This is a genomic window from Rhizobium sp. PEPV16, assembly GCF_008919455.1.
Taxonomy (GTDB): domain Bacteria; phylum Pseudomonadota; class Alphaproteobacteria; order Rhizobiales; family Rhizobiaceae; genus Rhizobium; species Rhizobium leguminosarum_Q.
The window spans coordinates 1-16,049 of sequence record NZ_VSZV01000237.1; the positions used below are offsets into that span (position 1 = coordinate 1).

Here is a 16,049-nt window from a genome sequence, read left to right on the forward strand (position 1 = left end):
GCAGGACCAACTGGTGAACAGGATCTGGTGCTCGCGTCCCACAGCATCGAGCGCCGAGCAGGCGAGCTGGCGCCACTGGCAATCGCGCCGGCCGACGGCAAGCGGCACCGGGGCGTCGTCGCGGATGGGGTGGTTGGCCGAACCCACCCAGCAGAGCGGCTCGGTTCTCACCACATCGGACATGCGCTCGCGCGGATTGTGGGTGACGAGCGCGATGTCGAGTTCGCCCTTGTGCATGCGCTCGGCCAGATCCACCGAGGGCTCGCAGACGATATAGAGCTCGACATTTGGATGCGTCTTGGCGAAGCGGCCGATGATTTCGGGCATGTAGCGGTCGGCATAATCGTCGGGCGTACCGATGCGCAGCATCCCCTCCAGCCTGTTGTCGTCGAAAGCAGCAATCGCCTCGTTGTTGAGGCGAATGATGCGCCGGGCATAGTTGAGCAGTTTTTCGCCCTCGACCGTCAGCCGGTTGCCGCGGCCGTCCTTGATGAACAGCTGCTTGCCGATGCGCTCCTCGAGACGGCGCATCTGCATGGAGACGGCCGATTGGGTCTTGTAGACCCTGTCGGCGGCCTTGGTGAAGCTGCCGGAATCGACGATGGCGATGAAAGTCTGCAATTGGTCGAGATCAAGAGGCGCGGACATGTTTTCACCCATAAAGATAGCTGATGATAATCATTAGAAACATTCGTTGGACTGATCAATAGGTCTTTGGCATCTTCGGGATGCAAATCAAGCAAAGTGAAGGACAGACACCCTGCCTGTCCGAGCCAATTCAGCCTTGCTCCTTTCCGTGCGACCTCGCGGGAGGGGTGGGTTGTTGCGCGCCTGAAAGAAATCGAAAGAAAGGAGAGTCCCATGCGGATGACAGACAGAACAATAGAACTCGACTGCGGCAAGCTCACCCCGACGTTTTCCCAGCGTCTGGCAGCAGGCCTCGCACCGCTGGCCTCCCTCTTTCGCGGGTTCCGCAATCGCATGGAGATCAACACGCTGCACGATCTGAGTGACGCTCAGCTGAGGGATATCGGCCTTAGCAGGGCCGACCTGACCTCCGCGTTCCTGGCGTCGACCTTCTTCGAGGACCCGTCGGAACATCTGACGCGCTCGGCGCGCAATCGCTGGCGCCTGTCGTCGTTCTTGCGCTCCTACGAGGAGCAGGAGCGTTAAGTTTCCCCGCAGGGTGATAGCCAATAGCCCTGCCGCTTGACCCGGTGATCGGCTTTCTCAAGCCATCTCCGGGCTTTTTTTATGCGCGAAAGCATGTCGCGCAAAAGCGTGCCGCTGTTTTGCGGCAACGACATGCGAGAAACCAAGGACCTAAAGCGTGGCAATCGAATCTGAAAGATCGCGACGCGCTTTAGAGCGCTATTCGCTCGTTTCCGGGGAGCGCCTCGGCCGATAGGTTTCGAAGATCGCTTCCAAATTCTTCTGGTAGTTCTTCTGCACTTCCAGTCCGCTGTCGAACATGGCGTTCAGCATCTCGGTATAGCTGTCTGCAGCGGCCTTCGCCTCTTCCTGTGGCGCTTCCGGCGTCTTGGTCTTAGTCTCAGCCGGCTGCTGGCCGAGCCCGCCCATCATCTCCTGGAAGGCCTTGGCGAAAGGATTGTCGAGGAAGGGGTTCGGCGTCTGCGTTGGCGCAGGCTTCGGCACCGAAAACATCTGCTGCATCGCCTGCGTAAAGGGATTGTCGAAGACGCTAGGCTCCGGGGCCGGCTTCGGCGCGAAGCCGGTACTCTCAAGCCATTTCTGGATGGTCTCGCCCATCGCCGTGTTGACGAAGGGGTTGACCGGCGAGGCCATCTGGCCGGTCGTCTGCTTGAAGAGCCCGCCCATCAGCGTATCGGCCAGCACCGGCAGCATCCGTTTGTAGATATCTTGGCCGATGCCGGTCATCTGCGCCGCCTGGGCGGCGACCGCGCGCGAAACCTCCTTCGAGCCGAAGAGTTGGGCAAGGATGTTGTTGCCGTCGGAAATACCCTCCGGCGTGAACGCCCGGTTCATATCCTCGAAATATCGCGCATAGTTGCCGGAGGAAACCGCCTGCATCAGCCCGACGAAATCATAGGGATTGCTGGTGCTGCGTTTCAGCCCGGCGGAAAAGGCCGGCATCAGCGCCGCCATCGCCTTCGTCGCCTGTTCCTGCGCAAGGTTGAACTGCCGGGCGATCGCCTCCATCGCCGCGCCGTTCTGCGCCTGCATCATCATGTCGAAGAGTGGCAGCATGGAATCCCTTTCCCCCGGTCGCGACGCTTTGTAACGCCACTATAACCTGAAATGCTAATGCGCAAACGGCTTTTTGCCATAAGAACTTAGGGAGGAATTTTGCTGGAGCATGCGGTCGAGGCTCCAGCGAACTGAGTTGATGAGGCGAAAGCGGCCACAACGACAGCAGACCGTCACCCTCCGTCGGCCTATATGGTATCCTCACTGGAAACCGATCCCTGCGCACCGGCGTTCTTCTTCCATGGCCGAAACCAAATCCTCCACTGGTCACGACGAGGCGCCGAGTGAAGACGGTGCGAAGCCGGGCGCCGACATTTCCTTCCCCTATGACAGGATGACCGTCGAACAATTCCGAAGACGCTTCCCCCGCGCCCGCTGGAGTGATGCCCGCAAGGCCTGGTTCGTTCCCGGGCGAACGGCGTCTCGCCGCATCGGGCAATGGCTTGCCGAGATGGAGGCTGAAGCCGACGCCCATGCGGATGCGAAGGGCCGAGACGCCTTCGCCTTCGATCCCATCGACAGTCATTACCTTGAACTCGGCAAGGCAGGCTTTCGAATCCGCACGCCGTATTCGAAGACCGTCGTCGACGAACTGCGCGAGGTGCCATTTTCGCGATGGGACGGCGATCTCAAGCTATGGCACGTTCCCTTCCGGTCCTATGAGGAACTCAGACGCCGGTGGCCGGAGATCGAGGCAGCGGCGCGCAGAAACGAGCCGGAGGAGAGACGACGTCGAGCCGAAGAGCGGAAGGGGACCGAACAGGATGTGCGCAGCAAGCTCCGCTCTGCGGAACGAAAGCGTCATCGCTACCCGCTTCAGAGCGACGACTTGCCGCCGATAGGCCGTCCTGTGGTCACCGCTTATGGAATCGTCGTCTTTACCGAAATATCAGGTGAACTGGTCGACCCGAACGTCGTTACGGACTTCTATGCCGGCGTGACCGAGGATCATGTCTGGGGATATTGGCGGGTGCCCACATTGGAAGAACTCGTCCGCACCTGGCCTGCGAAGATGCCACCAGTTCAGGATGCCGAGTGGTGGCTGCCGACGATCGAGGAACTGAGGCCCGCCCGTCGCACGGCCAGATCGCGCGAAGCCAGGAAGCGCGCGAAGGCGCCGTGACCACAGCTTGCTACTGCATATTCCTTGAATCTATTCCGATTTAGGGAATTCAGGGGCTCAGGTTCAGTACTGATAGTCCTCGAAGACCGGTTCCACGGACCCGTGCCAGCGGCCGTAATAGAGCGACAGCAGATCCTCGGCGAGCGTCGCCTTTTTGGCGAGCACTTCTTCGAGCGGCGCAAGGAAGATGCTCTCGTCCTGGCCTTCCCGGTTGAGCCTGCCCCGCGCCTTGAGGCCGGCCCTTGATATGCCGATCACCTCGCGCGCCATGTCGAAGAGCGGATGTCCGCGGAATTGTGCCTTCAACCCTTCGGCGGGAACGGCGTTGCGCAGCGCACCGATCTCGGCAAAGCTCCAATCCTTGCTCAGTTCGTCGGCGGCTTCGAGTGCCGCATCGTCGTAGAGCAGGCCGACCCAGAAGGCCGGCAAGGCACAGATGCGGCGCCACGGGCCGCCGTCGGCGCCGCGCATTTCGAGGAAACGCTTCAGCCGCACGTCGGGGAAGAGTGTCGAAAGATGGTTCGTCCAGTCGCCCATCGTCGGCGCCGGATCGGCGACCTCGCCCTTCAATGCGCCGTTCATGAACTGGCGGAAGGTGACATGGGTACAGTCGTGATAGCGGCCATCGCGGACGATGAAATACATCGGCGCGTCGAGCGCCCATTCGGCATAGTCGCGGAAGCCGAAATCGTCGCGGAAGGTGAAATCGAGCAGGCCGGCACGCCGGTTGTCAACATCGCGCCAGATATCGCCGCGCCAGGAAAGCAGCCCGTTCGGCTTGCCCTCGGTGAAGGGCGAGGATGCGAAGAGGGCGGTCGCCAGCGATTGCAGCTTCATCGAGACGCGCATCTTCTTGCGCATGTCGGCTTCCGAGGAGAAGTCGAGATTCACCTGGATCGTGCAGGTGCGATACATCATGTCGAGACCCTGGGTACCGACCTTCGGCATATAGCGGGTCATGATCTCATAGCGTGACTTCGGCATCTGCGGGGTTTCCGCATAGGTCCATTTCGGACTGCCGCCGATGCCGAGGAAGCGGATGCCCATCGGCTCGGCGATTTCGCGCAGCGTTGCCAGATGCTGGTTCGATTCCCGACAGGTCTCGTGGATCGTCTCCAGAGGTGCGCCGGAGAGTTCGAACTGGCCGCCGGGCTCGATCGAGATCGCGCCCATGCCGTTCTGCTCGGCAAGGCCGATGATGTTGCCGCCGTCGGTGATCGGCTCCCAGCCGCTTTTTTTCTGCAGGCCGGTCAAAAGGGCCGAAATGCTGGCATCGCCGAAATAGGGAACCGGGCTGTTGTCGGCGCGGAAGAAGGCGAATTTCTCGTGTTCGGTGCCGATCCGGAAGCGCTCCCGCGGCTTGTTGCCCGCGGCGATATAATCGGTCAGATCCTGGACCGAAGAGAGCGGTGTCTGGTCGGTAGTGTCGCGGGCCATGCGGGATACCTGTATTCAAAAAGGCGCCCAGGGGGCCGGGCAATTGGAAGGGTGATTTGGACCCAAGCCACCTATGTTGCAAGTGAAATTCTTTCAACGACACATCAAAAAGATAGCGCCGATTTCCATGTCAACCCGTTTTCGACCTTAGTTCCAGTCGCCGATCGCGGCCTGGACCACTGCCAGTGCCGCAACGGCTGCCGTATCGGCCCGCAGGATGCGCGGTCCGAGCGGAATGGCGGTGACGAAATCGAGGCTTCGAAGCCTCGCCCGTTCCTCTTCCGAAAAGCCGCCTTCCGGCCCGACGAGCAAAGCGAGATGTCTTTCCCTGATCGCCGACAGCACCGGCAGCGGGTTTTGCCCGGCATCGCCCTCGTCGCAATAGATGATGCGGCGCTCGCTCGGCCAGCGGTCGAGCAGCTCGAGAAGCCTCACCGGCTCGGCGACATCGGGAATGCCGAGGATGCCGCATTGCTCTGCTGCTTCGACGACATTGGCGCGCAGCTTGTCGAGATTGGTGATCTTGCCCTGGACGTGCTGGGTCATGACCGGCTGCAGCAGGCCGGCTCCCATTTCGACCGCCTTCTGCACGAGGTAGTCCATGCGGCCGACCTTGAGCGGCGCAAAGAGGTAGTGCAGGTCGCAAGGCAGCGGCTGCGGCCGCGTCTCTTCGGTTGCCGTCAAAAGGATGCGTTTGCGCGTGGGGAAGGTAAGGGTCGCCTTCCACTCGCCGTCGCGGCCGTTGAAGAGCAGGATCTCCGCACCGTCTTCCATCCTCAGCACATTACCGAGATAGTTGAACTGATCGGCATTCGCCTCCACGACGGCGCCGCTGGAAAGCGGCGCGTCGACGAAAAGCCGTTGCATACGGAAATTGGCGCGCATTTAAAAAACTCGGGATCTCAGACGAAGAGCGCGAACATAACCCAATAAATCATTGCCGCAAGCGCTGCCGAAACCGGCACGGTGACGATCCAGGCGGCGATGATCGTCATGAAATGCGAACGGCGCACGAGATAGCGCCGCCGGGTCTCGTGGATATTCGGCTCTTCCGGCTCGTCGATATCAAAGCTTTCGGCCTTGCGTCTGATATAGGCGATGCGGGCCTTCGAATGGCGCGTGTACCATTCACGGAAGAATCCGACACCGAAGACGGCGCCGACGGCGATATGCGTGGTGCTGACCGGCAGGCCGAGCCAGGAGGCGACGATAACTGTGAAGGCTGTCGACAGCGCGACGCAGTAGGCCCGCATCGGATTGAGCTTGGTGATCTCCTCGCCGACCAGGCGGATGAGGCGCGGCCCGAAGAGCAGCAGGCCGACGGAGATGCCGAGGGCGCCGATCAGCATCACCCAGAGCGGCGGATGCCCGATGCCGCCGTCGCCGCCGATGCCGACCGAATGGACGATCGCAGAAAGCGGTCCGACCGCGTTCGAAACGTCGTTGGCGCCATGCGCGAAGGACAGCAGTGCTGCGGAACCGATGAGCGGCAGCTTAAACAGCACCCGCAGCGAGCTGTTGCGGCTTTCGAGCTCTCGCGCTTGGGCGAGAATGAGCGGCCGGGCGGCAAGCCAGCTCACCAGCCCGATGCCGATCCCGATGAGGATGATGGTGAAAGACTGAAATTTGCCCGTGGGCGACAGCTGCAGCACCATATAGGCCATGAAGCCGCCGGCCATCACCGCCACCAGCACCGGCACCCAGCGCTGTGCGGCCGCGATCTTGTCGTCGCGGTAGATGATCAGGGTCTTGACGAGATAAAGCAGCCCGGCCGCGATCAGCCCGCCGATCAGCGGCGAGGTGATCCAGCTCGAGGTGATCTCCAGCATCACCCGCCAGTTCACCGGCTCCGGCCCGACGGCTGAGATGCCGGCGCCGATCACCGCGCCGACGATCGCATGGGTGGTGGAGACCGGTGCGTTCATCCAGGTTGCAAGGTTGATCCAGAGGGCTGCTGCCATCAGGGCCGCCATCATGATCCAGCCGAGCAGCGCCGGCGGTACCTGGACGGCGTCGACAATGTTTGTGGAAATCGTCTTGACGACCTCGCCGCCGCCGATCGTGGCGCCAAGAAGTTCAAAAATCGCGGCGATGATGAGTGCCTGGCCCATCGTCATGGCGCGCGCGCCGACGGCGGCACCGACATTGTTGGTCACGTCGTTGGCGCCGATGTTCATCGCCATGTAGCCGGCAAGGGCCGCCGCCGCGATGACGAGCATCGCTCCCGGCTGGTCGAATACGTAGACGCCGGCAAAGAGCATGGCCAGACCGACGAAGATCAGCCCGAGACCAGGCGGCACCAGCCGCCGCAAAACATGCTTCGCCGCGTCCTCGGCATGGGTGATCTTGTCGAGGTCCTTGTCGAGCGTTCGTTTCGTGAGGACTGCGGGACGTGGCGGCATTCTTTTTCCTGAGGATGAATCTGCTTCTACGCTGCTTTCCTAACAGCGCAAGATGGCAGGATTCATTCGGCCGGAATTTGTTTCACTGCCGGAATTTGTTTTGCCGCCTTGGCCGAAAGCCTGTCGGCCATCATCTGTTTGAAGGCGAGGAAAAGGTGGCGGAGCTCCGGTTCGCGCACGCGCGCCGCCGCCTCGTCGAACGAAACCCATTCGATGCGGCGCTCGCCCTTTTCCTTGAAGTTTTTCGCCATGTCGGTGACTTCGAGCGCATAGACCTGCACCTTGCAGATCACCTGCACCCCGTCGCGCAGCACCTTCGAATAAGTGTAGGCGCCGAGCGTCTCCGTTTCGACTAGGCCGCGGACGCCGGCTTCCTCGAAGGCTTCCTGCATCGCGACCTCATGGGCGCGTTTTCCCGTCATCGGCCAGCCCTTGGGAATGACCCAGCGACCGGTATCGCGGCTCGTCAGCAGCAACACTTCGACGGCACCGCTCTTCTTCTTTACCCGATAGCACAGCGCACCATATTGCTGTCGCGGTGGACGCCGGAACATCAGTTGCACATCGGAGGCCAGTCGGGCGAGAAGAGTCAATGGTCGGGTCACCTTCGCAGTCGTCGTTAGGAATCACTCATATACGTATATCACGGAAAGCTTACTCAATCCAAAATAGGCGTGACGATTCGAAACGCGATTTGATCGCCGTTCATAGGGAAATCGAGGCGGGACAGGCTCGGAAAATCCGTCACGCCCTGTCTCGAATGCGTCACATTGCACAGCTGTACAATATGGCGTGATCTTGCCTTTCGTTCAATGGCGAGATCTAGTGATCCACTATGATTTTGTGAATGTCGTCCCCATGCGTCTTCCCCCACTCAATGCCATCCGTGCTTTCGAGGCCGTCTGCCGTCACGGCAGCATTCTGAAGGCTGCCGAAGAGCTGAATGTGGTGCGCGGCGCCGTGCGCCAGCAGATCGACACGCTGGAGAATCACTTCGGCCGCAAGCTCTTCCTGCGTGACGGCCGCAGGTTGATCCCGACCGTGCAGGCAAGCGCTTTTGCAGCCGCCGCGAGTGCGGCTTTCGACATTCTGCACCGCGCGGCTTCGGAACTCGAAGGCGTGGTGCCGGGCCGCATCCGCCTCGGCGTGCCCTCCGCCTTCGCAGTCTGGTGGCTGATGCCGCGCGCAGCAGACATGCAGGCGAGCCTCGGCGATACCGTCGACATCGTGCCGATGACCATGGTCGAACCGCTGCAGATGCACCCCGAATTGGACGCTGTGATCATGGGCGGCGAATACCGGCCGGCCGCGGGCATCACCGCCCTGCGGTTCATGGAGGACGAATTCGGCCCGGTCGCGACGCCTTCGCTTGCCGCGACACTGTCGAGCGGCCCGGCGGCAATGGGTGCGCTGACGATGCTTGTCAGCCGCAGCGTTCCGAAGCTCTGGGACGAATGGTTTTCCGAAAGCGGCACACCGCCGGTCGTCTTTTCCCGTGCCCAAGAATTCGAGGATCTGCTGCTGGCGCTGGGTGCCGCCCGCTCCGGGCTTGGCATCGCGCTTGCGCCACGCGCCTCGATCGAGGACGATCTTCAGCGTGGGCATCTGGTCGCGCCCTATGGCTTCATCTCCCGGCCATCGGGCTATAGTCTCTGCTGCCGCACGCCGGATGCGAAACGGACGGCCTTTGCCGCCTTGTCCGCCTGGCTGCTTCGTGGCGGGACGCCGACCTGAAAGGGCAGATTTTCTGCCCCTGCGTCAGAATTACCTCCATGTTCGCAGAGCCGCTGCTTCGCTAAAGCAATTCCAGCAAAAGTGTGCAGCGGTTTTGCGTCCGGAATTGCGCAAACTCTAGAAACGGCACCAAACACCGACGTAGGAAAGAGATGATGGAAAAGAGCGCAACCCGCATCGACTGGATCGGCAGCAGCTGCCGGCTGCTCAAGGCGACGGCGGCCGAATTCGAGCGGACGCGTCCGTTCGAGGGCGTGTCGATCGGCACCGGCATTCACCTGGAGCCGAAGACGGTGGCGCTGCTGATGACGCTTCGCGCCGGCGGCGCGCGTCTCGTCTGCACCGGTAATCTCAACAGCACCCAGCCTTCGACGGTCGAGTTCCTGCGTTCCCAAGGCATCACGGTTTTTGCCACGCAGACGACCGATCCCGCCGCTCATCATCAGAGCCTCGAAGCAATGATCGCCGAAAAGCCGGATCTGCTGCTCGACAATGGCGGCGATCTTTTCGCCATCGCGGCGGAAAAACCCTACGCCAATCTCCGCGGCGGCACCGAGGAAACCACCTCGGGCCGCACCCGTCTGCTGCCGCTGCGCGAGCGCCTGAACATGCCGATCCTCGTCATCAACGACAGCCCCATCAAGCAGTTTGCTGAAAACAGGCATGCCGTCGGCCAGAGCCTGTTCGAAAGCTACCTGCGCTTCACCAACCGCTCAACCAACGGCAAACGCGTGACGGTCTTCGGCTACGGCGCCTGCGGCAAGGGCACGGCCGCCTGTTTCCGCAATGGCTTTTCCACCGTCAGCGTCGTCGATATCGATCCGGTGACGACGCTCGAAGCTCATCTCGACGGCTTCGTCACGCCGCTGCGCGATGCGGCGATCCGCTCGGCAGATATAATCGTCACCGTCACGGGTTTTGCCGCTATCGTGACGGCGGCCGACCTGCCGCTGGTCAAGGACGGCGCGATCCTGATGAATGGCGGCCATTTCCCGCATGAGATCGATGTCGAGGCTTTCCGCCGCCATCCCGATGTCGCCGGTATCGATCGTTATGAGGCCGATCACATCGAGACCTTCCATCTCAGCGACGGCCGCTCCTTCCATGTGCTCGGCGGCGGCCACATGGCCAATCTCGCCGGCCCGCGGCCGCTCGGCAATACCGTCGAATCGATGGATCTCGGCTTCACCCTTCAGGCCCGCTGCCTGGAGCGCATCGCCAGGGGCGAAGCCGGCCCCCAATCCTGCATCGTGCCTGTGCCCCCCGATATCGATGCGATGGTCGCAAACGCCTATCTCGATCTGGCGCGCTAATTCCGCGGACGGATTAAGATCAGTCGATCTCGACGACGAGCTTCCCGCGCGCCTGCCGGTCTTCGATCAGCCGATGCGCCTCATCGGCATCGGCAAAGGTGAAGCGGCGCGGGTCGAGCATCGGCATCACCTTGCCGGCTTCGGCAAGCTTCGTTATCTCCCGCATGATCTCACCATGATGGGCGCGTCCTTCGCCGGTCAGAAGCGGCAGCAGCGTGAAGACGCCGGAATAGGTGGCTGCCTTGAAGGAGAGCGGCGCCAGCGCATGGCTTCCCCAGCCAAGGCAGCTGACGACGTGGCCGAACTGGCTGACGGCTCGGAATGCCGTATCGAGCCCCTGGCCGCCGACCGTATCGTAGACCAGATCGAAACCCTTGCCGCTGGTGTGTCTTGCGACATAGGCTTCCATCGTTTCCGCGCCACGATCGATCGGTGTTGCGCCAAGGCCGGCGAGATAGTCCGCTTTCGAAGCGCCGTCGACCACATAGACCTCGGCTCCGGCAGCCTTGGCGATCTGCGCGACGATATGGCCGACACCGCCGCCGCCAATCACCAGAACCTTGTGGCCGGCCTTGACCCCAGCGCGGTCGACAAGCCCCTCCCAGGCGGTGATCGAGATCAGCGGCAGGGCGGCTGCCTCGCGCATCGACAGATTCTGCGGCTTTGGCGCCAAGAGCGCGGCGTCGACGGCTGCAAATTCGGCAAGTGATCCCTGAATGCCGCCGACCCCGCCGGTCATGCCGTAGACCGCGTCGCCTTGGCGGAAACCGCTGACGCCTTCCCCGATCTCTTCGACGATGCCGGCCATATCGATGCCGACAATGGCGGGAAGCGGATGGCGGGCATGCGCCGCATTGCCGGCCCGGATCTTGAGCTCGAGCGGATTGACGCCGCTTGCCTTGATGCGCACCAGAACCTGGCCTTCGCCGGGCACCGGTTTTGCAATATCGGCGATGCGCAATGGCGAATTCGGCGCTTCCGCCAGCAACGCTTTCATCGTTGATTTTACAGACATGGAACTCTCCTTCATTCGCAGTGCGGTGTCTGTAGAGACCTCCGCAATGAGTTTGCTCTGGAAGAAGGTGGTTCATTGAAACGCGAATGAAAATGAAAGATAACGACTGAGGTCCATGCATTTTTGTTTGGCGGATGCGAACGATGGAATGGAGCGACCTCAAGCTGTTTCTGGCGATCGCGCGGTTCGGTACGCTGGGGGCAGCAGCCCGCAGCCTCGGACTGACGCAGCCGACGATGGGCAGGCGGCTGCGTGCCCTTGAAACCTCTCTCGGCCAGACACTCTTTCAGCGCACGACCGATGGCTTCGTCCTAACGGATGAAGGCGCGGCCGTATTCGCCGGCGCCGAACGGATCGAGGACGAGGCGCTCGCCGTCGAGCGTGTCCTTGCCGGCGGCAGCCGTCAGCTCGATGGCTTTCTCAGGCTGTCCTCATCCGACTGGTTCGGCGCGCATGTGCTTTCGCCGGTGCTGGCGGAATTCTCGCAAGTCCATCCGAAGGTGGAGGTCGAATTGTTGACCGACAGCCGGCTTCTCAGCCTGTCGCGACGTGAAGCCGACCTCGTCTTCCGTATCCAGCCTTTCACGGAGGCGGAGGTCATATCGCGCAAGCTCATTCATATCGAATACGGCGTTTACATCAGCCGCGGCGCGCCGCACCCCGAAGCCGGCGACGGCGCGGGCACCCGCCTCGTCACCATGGACGAAGCTTTCGGCGACATGCCGGATGTCGGCTGGCTGCGGCGCCTGTTGCCGCGGGCCGACATCGTCATGCGCAGCAACAGCCGCGACGTGCAGGCAGCGCTCTGTGCCAAGGGAGCCGGGCTCGCCGTCCTGCCACGGCCGCTCGGCGATTCTCTTGCGACCATCGAACTGGTCGATCTCGGTGAACCGCCGCCCGGCCGCGACACCTGGGTCGGCTATCACCGCGACATGAAGCGCCTGGCGCGGCTGCGTGCCCTGCTGGATCTCGTCATCGAGAGGCTAGCGCGCTGAACCGGCGCCGCCATCAGCGCTCCCAGTAGGGGACAGGCCCATAAAGTTCTGCCAGATAGTCGATGAACAGTCGCACCTTGGCCGGCAGGAACTGCCGGCTGGGATAGACGGCCGACAGCGCGACATTGTGCGAGCTTTCATAGGCCGGCAGCACCTGCACCAGGCGGCCACTCTTGAGCTCTTCGCCGATATCCCAGGTGGAGCGCAGCGCGATCCCGAGACCGGCGATGACAGCCTCGCGGATCACCTCGCTGGAATTGGTAATCAGCAAGCCTTCCGGCCTGAGACTTAGCGCCCCGTCCGGGCCCTTCAGCCGCCATGTGTCATTGTTGTGGGCCGGCAGGCAGCGATGGTGTTTCAGCTCGTCGATATGCTTCGGCTCGCCATGAGCCGCAAGGTAATCCGGCGAAGCGCAGAGCAGCCGGCGCACCGGCGCCAGCCTTCGGGCAACGAGGCTCGAATCGGTGAGTTCGGCGATGCGGATCGCCAGATCGAAGCCGCCGCCGACGATGTCGCTGAATTCGTCGGTCAGCACCAGGTTGATCGCAAGCGCCTGATGCGCCTCCATGAAATCCTTCAGATGCGGCGCGATATGCATGCGCCCGAAGGAGGTCGGGGCCGAGATCTTCAGCGTGCCGTGCATCTGCGCCGAGCGGCCGGAAATATAGAATTCTGCCTCTTCGAGCCCGGCGAGAATGCCGAGAACGCGGTCGTAGAAGCCCTGTCCGGCCTCCGTCAGCGAGATCTGCCGTGTCGTGCGTTGCAGAAGCCGGGTGTCGAGCCGGTCCTCCAGCCGCTTGATCCGTTTGGAGACGACGGCCGGCGAAAAGCCGAGCGCGCGGCCGGCGAGCGACATGCTGCCTGTCGAAACGACCTTGGCAAAGATTTCAAGATCACCCAGATTGGTCATATGGTTTTGTGACTTTTTCCCCTTTTGGCATAAGTGCTTAGCATTTGCGCCACTTTCGGGAAAGTGCTAAGCCGGTCTATCGGCAGCAGGGAGGTTCGCGGCCGGTTTCCGCTGTCATTCCCCGTCGTCAGGGCCAGGGAGAACGCCATGTCCGACGCCATTTCGTTTCTCAGCCCCCGCGCTGACGTGCTGGCGCGCCGCGCCCAGATCGTTGCCGATCTGTCTGATCTTCTGCCGCCGGAATGCCTGGTGCATGAGGCGCGCGAGCTGGTGCCGTTCGAAACCGACGCCTTTGTGTCCTACCGCCGCCTGCCGCTCGCCGTCGCCCTGCCGCGCACCACGGCCGAGGTTTCCGCCATCATGCGTTATTGCAATCGCTACGGCATTCCCGTCGTGCCGCGCGGCGCTGGCACTTCGCTCTCCGGCGGCGCCATTCCGCAGGAAGATGCCGTCGTGCTCGGCCTGTCGAAGATGAACAGCATCCTCGAAATCGATTTGCCGAACCGCGTCGCCGTGGTTCAGGCGGGCGTCACCAATCTCAATATTTCCGAATCCGTCTCCGCGGACGGCTTTTTCTATGCGCCTGACCCGAGCTCGCAGCTTGCCTGCACGATCGGCGGCAATATCGGCATGAATTCCGGCGGCGCCCACTGCCTGAAATATGGCGTCACCACCAACAATCTGCTCGGCGTCAGGATGGTGCTGGTCGATGGCACGGTGATCGAGCTCGGCGGCAAGGCGCTGGATGCGGCAGGCTACGACCTGCTCGGCCTCGTCTGCGGCCACGAGGGCCAGCTCGGCATCGTCACCGAGGCGACGGTGCGGCTGATCGCCAAGCCGGAGGGCGCGCGCCCGGTGCTCTTCGGCTTCGAGAGCTCGGAAGAGGCCGGCGCCTGCGTTGCCGATGTCATCGCCGCCGGCATCATCCCGGTTGCGATCGAATTCATGGACAAGCCGGCGATCGAGATCTGCGAGGCCTTCGCCCATGCCGGATATCCCCTCGATGTCGGCGCGCTGCTGATCGTCGAGGTCGAGGGATCGGAAGCGGAAATGGACGCCGCGCTGAAGGACATCGTCGAGATCGCCCGCCGGCACGCTGTCAAGACCGTGCGCGAATGCCAGTCGGCGACCGAGGCGGCATTGATCTGGAAGGGCCGCAAATCCGCCTTCGGCGCCACCGGCCGCATCGCCGACTATATCTGCATGGATGGTACCGTGCCGCTCAGCCAGCTCTCCTACGTGCTGAAGCGGACCGCCGAGATCGTCGATCATTACGGCCTGCGCGTCGCCAACGTCTTCCATGCCGGCGACGGCAACATGCATCCGCTGATCCTCTTCAACGCCAATGATCCGGAGGATGCCGCCCGCGCCGAGGCGGCCGGCAACGATATACTGAGGCTCTGCGTCGATGCCGGCGGCTGCCTCACCGGCGAACACGGCGTCGGTATCGAGAAGCGCGACCTGATGCCGCACCAATATTCCGAGGTGGATCTCGCCCAGCAAATGGCGGCGCGCGCCGCCTTCGATCCCGGCTGGCTCCTCAATCCGTCGAAGGTCTTCCCGCTCGAAGGGCGTCCCGCCGCATGATCGATCTGATGCCGAAGACCGAGGAAGAGGCGTCGGCGATCGTCCGCGCCCATGCGGAAGCCGGCAGGCCGCTCGCAATCTGCGGCGGCGATAGCCGCTCGGGCTTCGGCAATGCGGTTGCCGCCGAGGACCGGCTGCGTTCGACAGGCCTTTCCGGCATCGTCGCCTATAATCCCGGCGAAATGATCATGACCGTCCGATCCGGCACGCCGCTCGCCGAAGTCGAGGCGGCGCTTTCGGCGAGCGGCCAGATGCTCGCCTTCGAGCCGATGGATCATCGCCCTGTGATGGGCACATCGGGCGAGCCGACCATCGGCGGCGTCTTCGCTGCCAATGTCTCCGGCCCGCGCCGCCTGATCGCAGGTGCCGCCCGCGACAGCCTGCTCGGTGTGCGCTTCGTCAACGGCAGGGGCGAGATCATCAAGGCCGGCGGCCGGGTGATGAAGAATGTCACCGGCCTCGACCTCGCCAAACTGATTGCCGGCTCGCATGGCACGCTGGGTTTCCTCACCGAAGTCACCTTCCGTGTGCCGCCGCGCCCGAAGACGGAACGGACGGTGGTGCTATCAGGCCTCAACGACGCCGAGGCGGCAAACGCCATGGCGGCGGCAATGGCCCTGCCAGTTGAAGTCTCGGGTGCCGCCCACCTGCCGCTGACGGTGACGTGGAAATTCCTCGCCGGCAAATTGCCCGAGGGCGAGGCGACAGTTCTGCGCATCGAAGGCCTGCCGGGCTCGGTCGACGTGCGCATCGAAAAGCTTGCCGCGGCAATGTCGGCCTTCGCCACGGTCACGCGGCTGGAGCAGCCGGAGAGCCGCAGGCTCTGGCAGGAAATCCGCGAGGTGCTGCCCTATACCGATGGCACCGCGCGACCAGTCTGGCGCGTCTCGGTCGCCCCCGGCACCGGCCAGCAGCTGGTCGCAGCGCTCCGCCTCGAGGCAGGCGTCGACGCCTTCTACGACTGGCAGGGCGGCCTCGTCTGGATGCGCATGGAAGCAGGCCCCGAAGCCGAACTGGTCCGCCGCTACATCAAGGCGCTCGGCGGCGGCCACGCGACGCTGATCCGTGCATCCGGCGAGGCGAGGGCGGTTACACCTGCCTTCCATCCGGAGCCCGAGGCAGTGGCGATGCTGTCGCGGCGGGTGAAGGAGAAATTCGATCCGGCCGGCATATTCAATCCGGGGAAGATGGGGTGAGGGAGAAGATGGGGCTGCGCGCTGGGTACCCCCCTCTGTCCTGCCGGACATCTCCCCCACAGGGGGGGAGATTGGCTGGGGGCTATGACTTCCCCAAACAATTGGGGC

15 protein-coding genes are annotated in these 16,049 nt (G+C 62.8%); 7 read left to right on the top strand and 8 right to left on the bottom strand.

Features of this window, described 5'->3' with window-relative positions:
- On the bottom strand, positions 1-648 hold a 648-nt coding region (locus tag FY112_RS08460; RefSeq protein WP_151518167.1), incomplete at its 3' end, for a LysR family transcriptional regulator.
- A gap of 213 nt (positions 649-861) precedes the next feature.
- Here FY112_RS08460 and FY112_RS08465 point away from each other — a divergent pair.
- The gene (locus FY112_RS08465) at positions 862-1,173 is read left to right on the top strand and encodes a DUF1127 domain-containing protein (protein ID WP_131619273.1); all 312 of its coding nucleotides are present in this window, start codon (positions 862-864) and stop codon (positions 1,171-1,173) included.
- A gap of 198 nt (positions 1,174-1,371) precedes the next feature.
- Here FY112_RS08465 and FY112_RS08470 read toward each other — a convergent pair whose 3' ends face one another.
- Positions 1,372-2,229 (bottom strand): DUF937 domain-containing protein, encoded by an 858-nt coding sequence (locus FY112_RS08470; protein ID WP_131619272.1) that lies wholly within the window; start codon positions 2,227-2,229, stop codon positions 1,372-1,374.
- 241 nt (positions 2,230-2,470) lie between these two features.
- Here FY112_RS08470 and FY112_RS08475 point away from each other — a divergent pair, with 241 nt between their 5' ends.
- Complete coding sequence (locus FY112_RS08475; protein ID WP_151518168.1) at positions 2,471-3,352, top strand: hypothetical protein; 882 nt, start codon at positions 2,471-2,473, stop codon at positions 3,350-3,352.
- 63 nt (positions 3,353-3,415) lie between these two features.
- Here FY112_RS08475 and FY112_RS08480 read toward each other — a convergent pair whose 3' ends face one another.
- The 4 genes from FY112_RS08480 to FY112_RS08495 all read right to left on the bottom strand — a co-directional run bounded on the left by FY112_RS08480 (position 3,416) and on the right by FY112_RS08495 (position 7,784).
- Positions 3,416-4,789, bottom strand: a complete 1,374-nt coding sequence (locus tag FY112_RS08480; protein WP_131630357.1) for a glutamate--cysteine ligase — start codon at positions 4,787-4,789, stop codon at positions 3,416-3,418.
- Positions 4,790-4,936: 147 nt separating this feature from the next.
- Complete coding sequence (locus FY112_RS08485) at positions 4,937-5,674, bottom strand: 16S rRNA (uracil(1498)-N(3))-methyltransferase (RefSeq protein WP_151518169.1); 738 nt, start codon at positions 5,672-5,674, stop codon at positions 4,937-4,939.
- A 17-nt stretch (positions 5,675-5,691) separates the two neighbouring features.
- The gene (locus FY112_RS08490; RefSeq protein WP_151518170.1) at positions 5,692-7,191 is read right to left on the bottom strand and encodes an inorganic phosphate transporter; all 1,500 of its coding nucleotides are present in this window, start codon (positions 7,189-7,191) and stop codon (positions 5,692-5,694) included.
- A 62-nt stretch (positions 7,192-7,253) separates the two neighbouring features.
- Positions 7,254-7,784 (bottom strand): NUDIX hydrolase, encoded by a 531-nt coding sequence (locus tag FY112_RS08495; protein ID WP_131619267.1) that lies wholly within the window; start codon positions 7,782-7,784, stop codon positions 7,254-7,256.
- A 232-nt stretch (positions 7,785-8,016) separates the two neighbouring features.
- Between FY112_RS08495 and FY112_RS08500 the strand changes: the two genes are divergently transcribed.
- Positions 8,017-8,925 carry a LysR substrate-binding domain-containing protein gene (locus FY112_RS08500; RefSeq protein WP_131619266.1) on the top strand — a complete coding sequence of 303 codons (909 nt, stop codon included), beginning with the start codon at positions 8,017-8,019 and terminating at the stop codon, positions 8,923-8,925.
- A 155-nt stretch (positions 8,926-9,080) separates the two neighbouring features.
- Positions 9,081-10,238, top strand: coding sequence for an adenosylhomocysteinase (locus FY112_RS08505; RefSeq protein WP_131619265.1), 1,158 nt, complete (start codon positions 9,081-9,083; stop codon positions 10,236-10,238).
- A gap of 19 nt (positions 10,239-10,257) precedes the next feature.
- Here the strand turns inward: FY112_RS08505 and FY112_RS08510 are convergent, their stop codons facing one another.
- Positions 10,258-11,253 (bottom strand): zinc-dependent alcohol dehydrogenase family protein, encoded by a 996-nt coding sequence (locus FY112_RS08510; protein ID WP_151518171.1) that lies wholly within the window; start codon positions 11,251-11,253, stop codon positions 10,258-10,260.
- A gap of 143 nt (positions 11,254-11,396) precedes the next feature.
- Between FY112_RS08510 and FY112_RS08515 the strand changes: the two genes are divergently transcribed.
- Positions 11,397-12,248, top strand: coding sequence for a LysR family transcriptional regulator (locus FY112_RS08515; protein ID WP_131619263.1), 852 nt, complete (start codon positions 11,397-11,399; stop codon positions 12,246-12,248).
- Between the two features lie 13 nt (positions 12,249-12,261).
- Here the strand turns inward: FY112_RS08515 and FY112_RS08520 are convergent, their stop codons facing one another.
- Positions 12,262-13,158, bottom strand: coding sequence for a LysR family transcriptional regulator (locus FY112_RS08520; protein WP_151518172.1), 897 nt, complete (start codon positions 13,156-13,158; stop codon positions 12,262-12,264).
- Between the two features lie 147 nt (positions 13,159-13,305).
- On the opposite strand from FY112_RS08520, the gene FY112_RS08525 reads away from it, so the two are divergent.
- Positions 13,306-14,745 carry an FAD-linked oxidase C-terminal domain-containing protein gene (locus tag FY112_RS08525; RefSeq protein ID WP_151518173.1) on the top strand — a complete coding sequence of 480 codons (1,440 nt, stop codon included), beginning with the start codon at positions 13,306-13,308 and terminating at the stop codon, positions 14,743-14,745.
- Entirely contained in the window at positions 14,742-15,941 is a 1,200-nt protein-coding gene (glcE, locus tag FY112_RS08530; RefSeq protein WP_151518174.1) for a glycolate oxidase subunit GlcE, read from the top strand. Before FY112_RS08525 ends, glcE begins: the two co-directional genes overlap by 4 nt.
- The last annotated feature ends 108 nt before the right edge of the window (positions 15,942-16,049 follow it).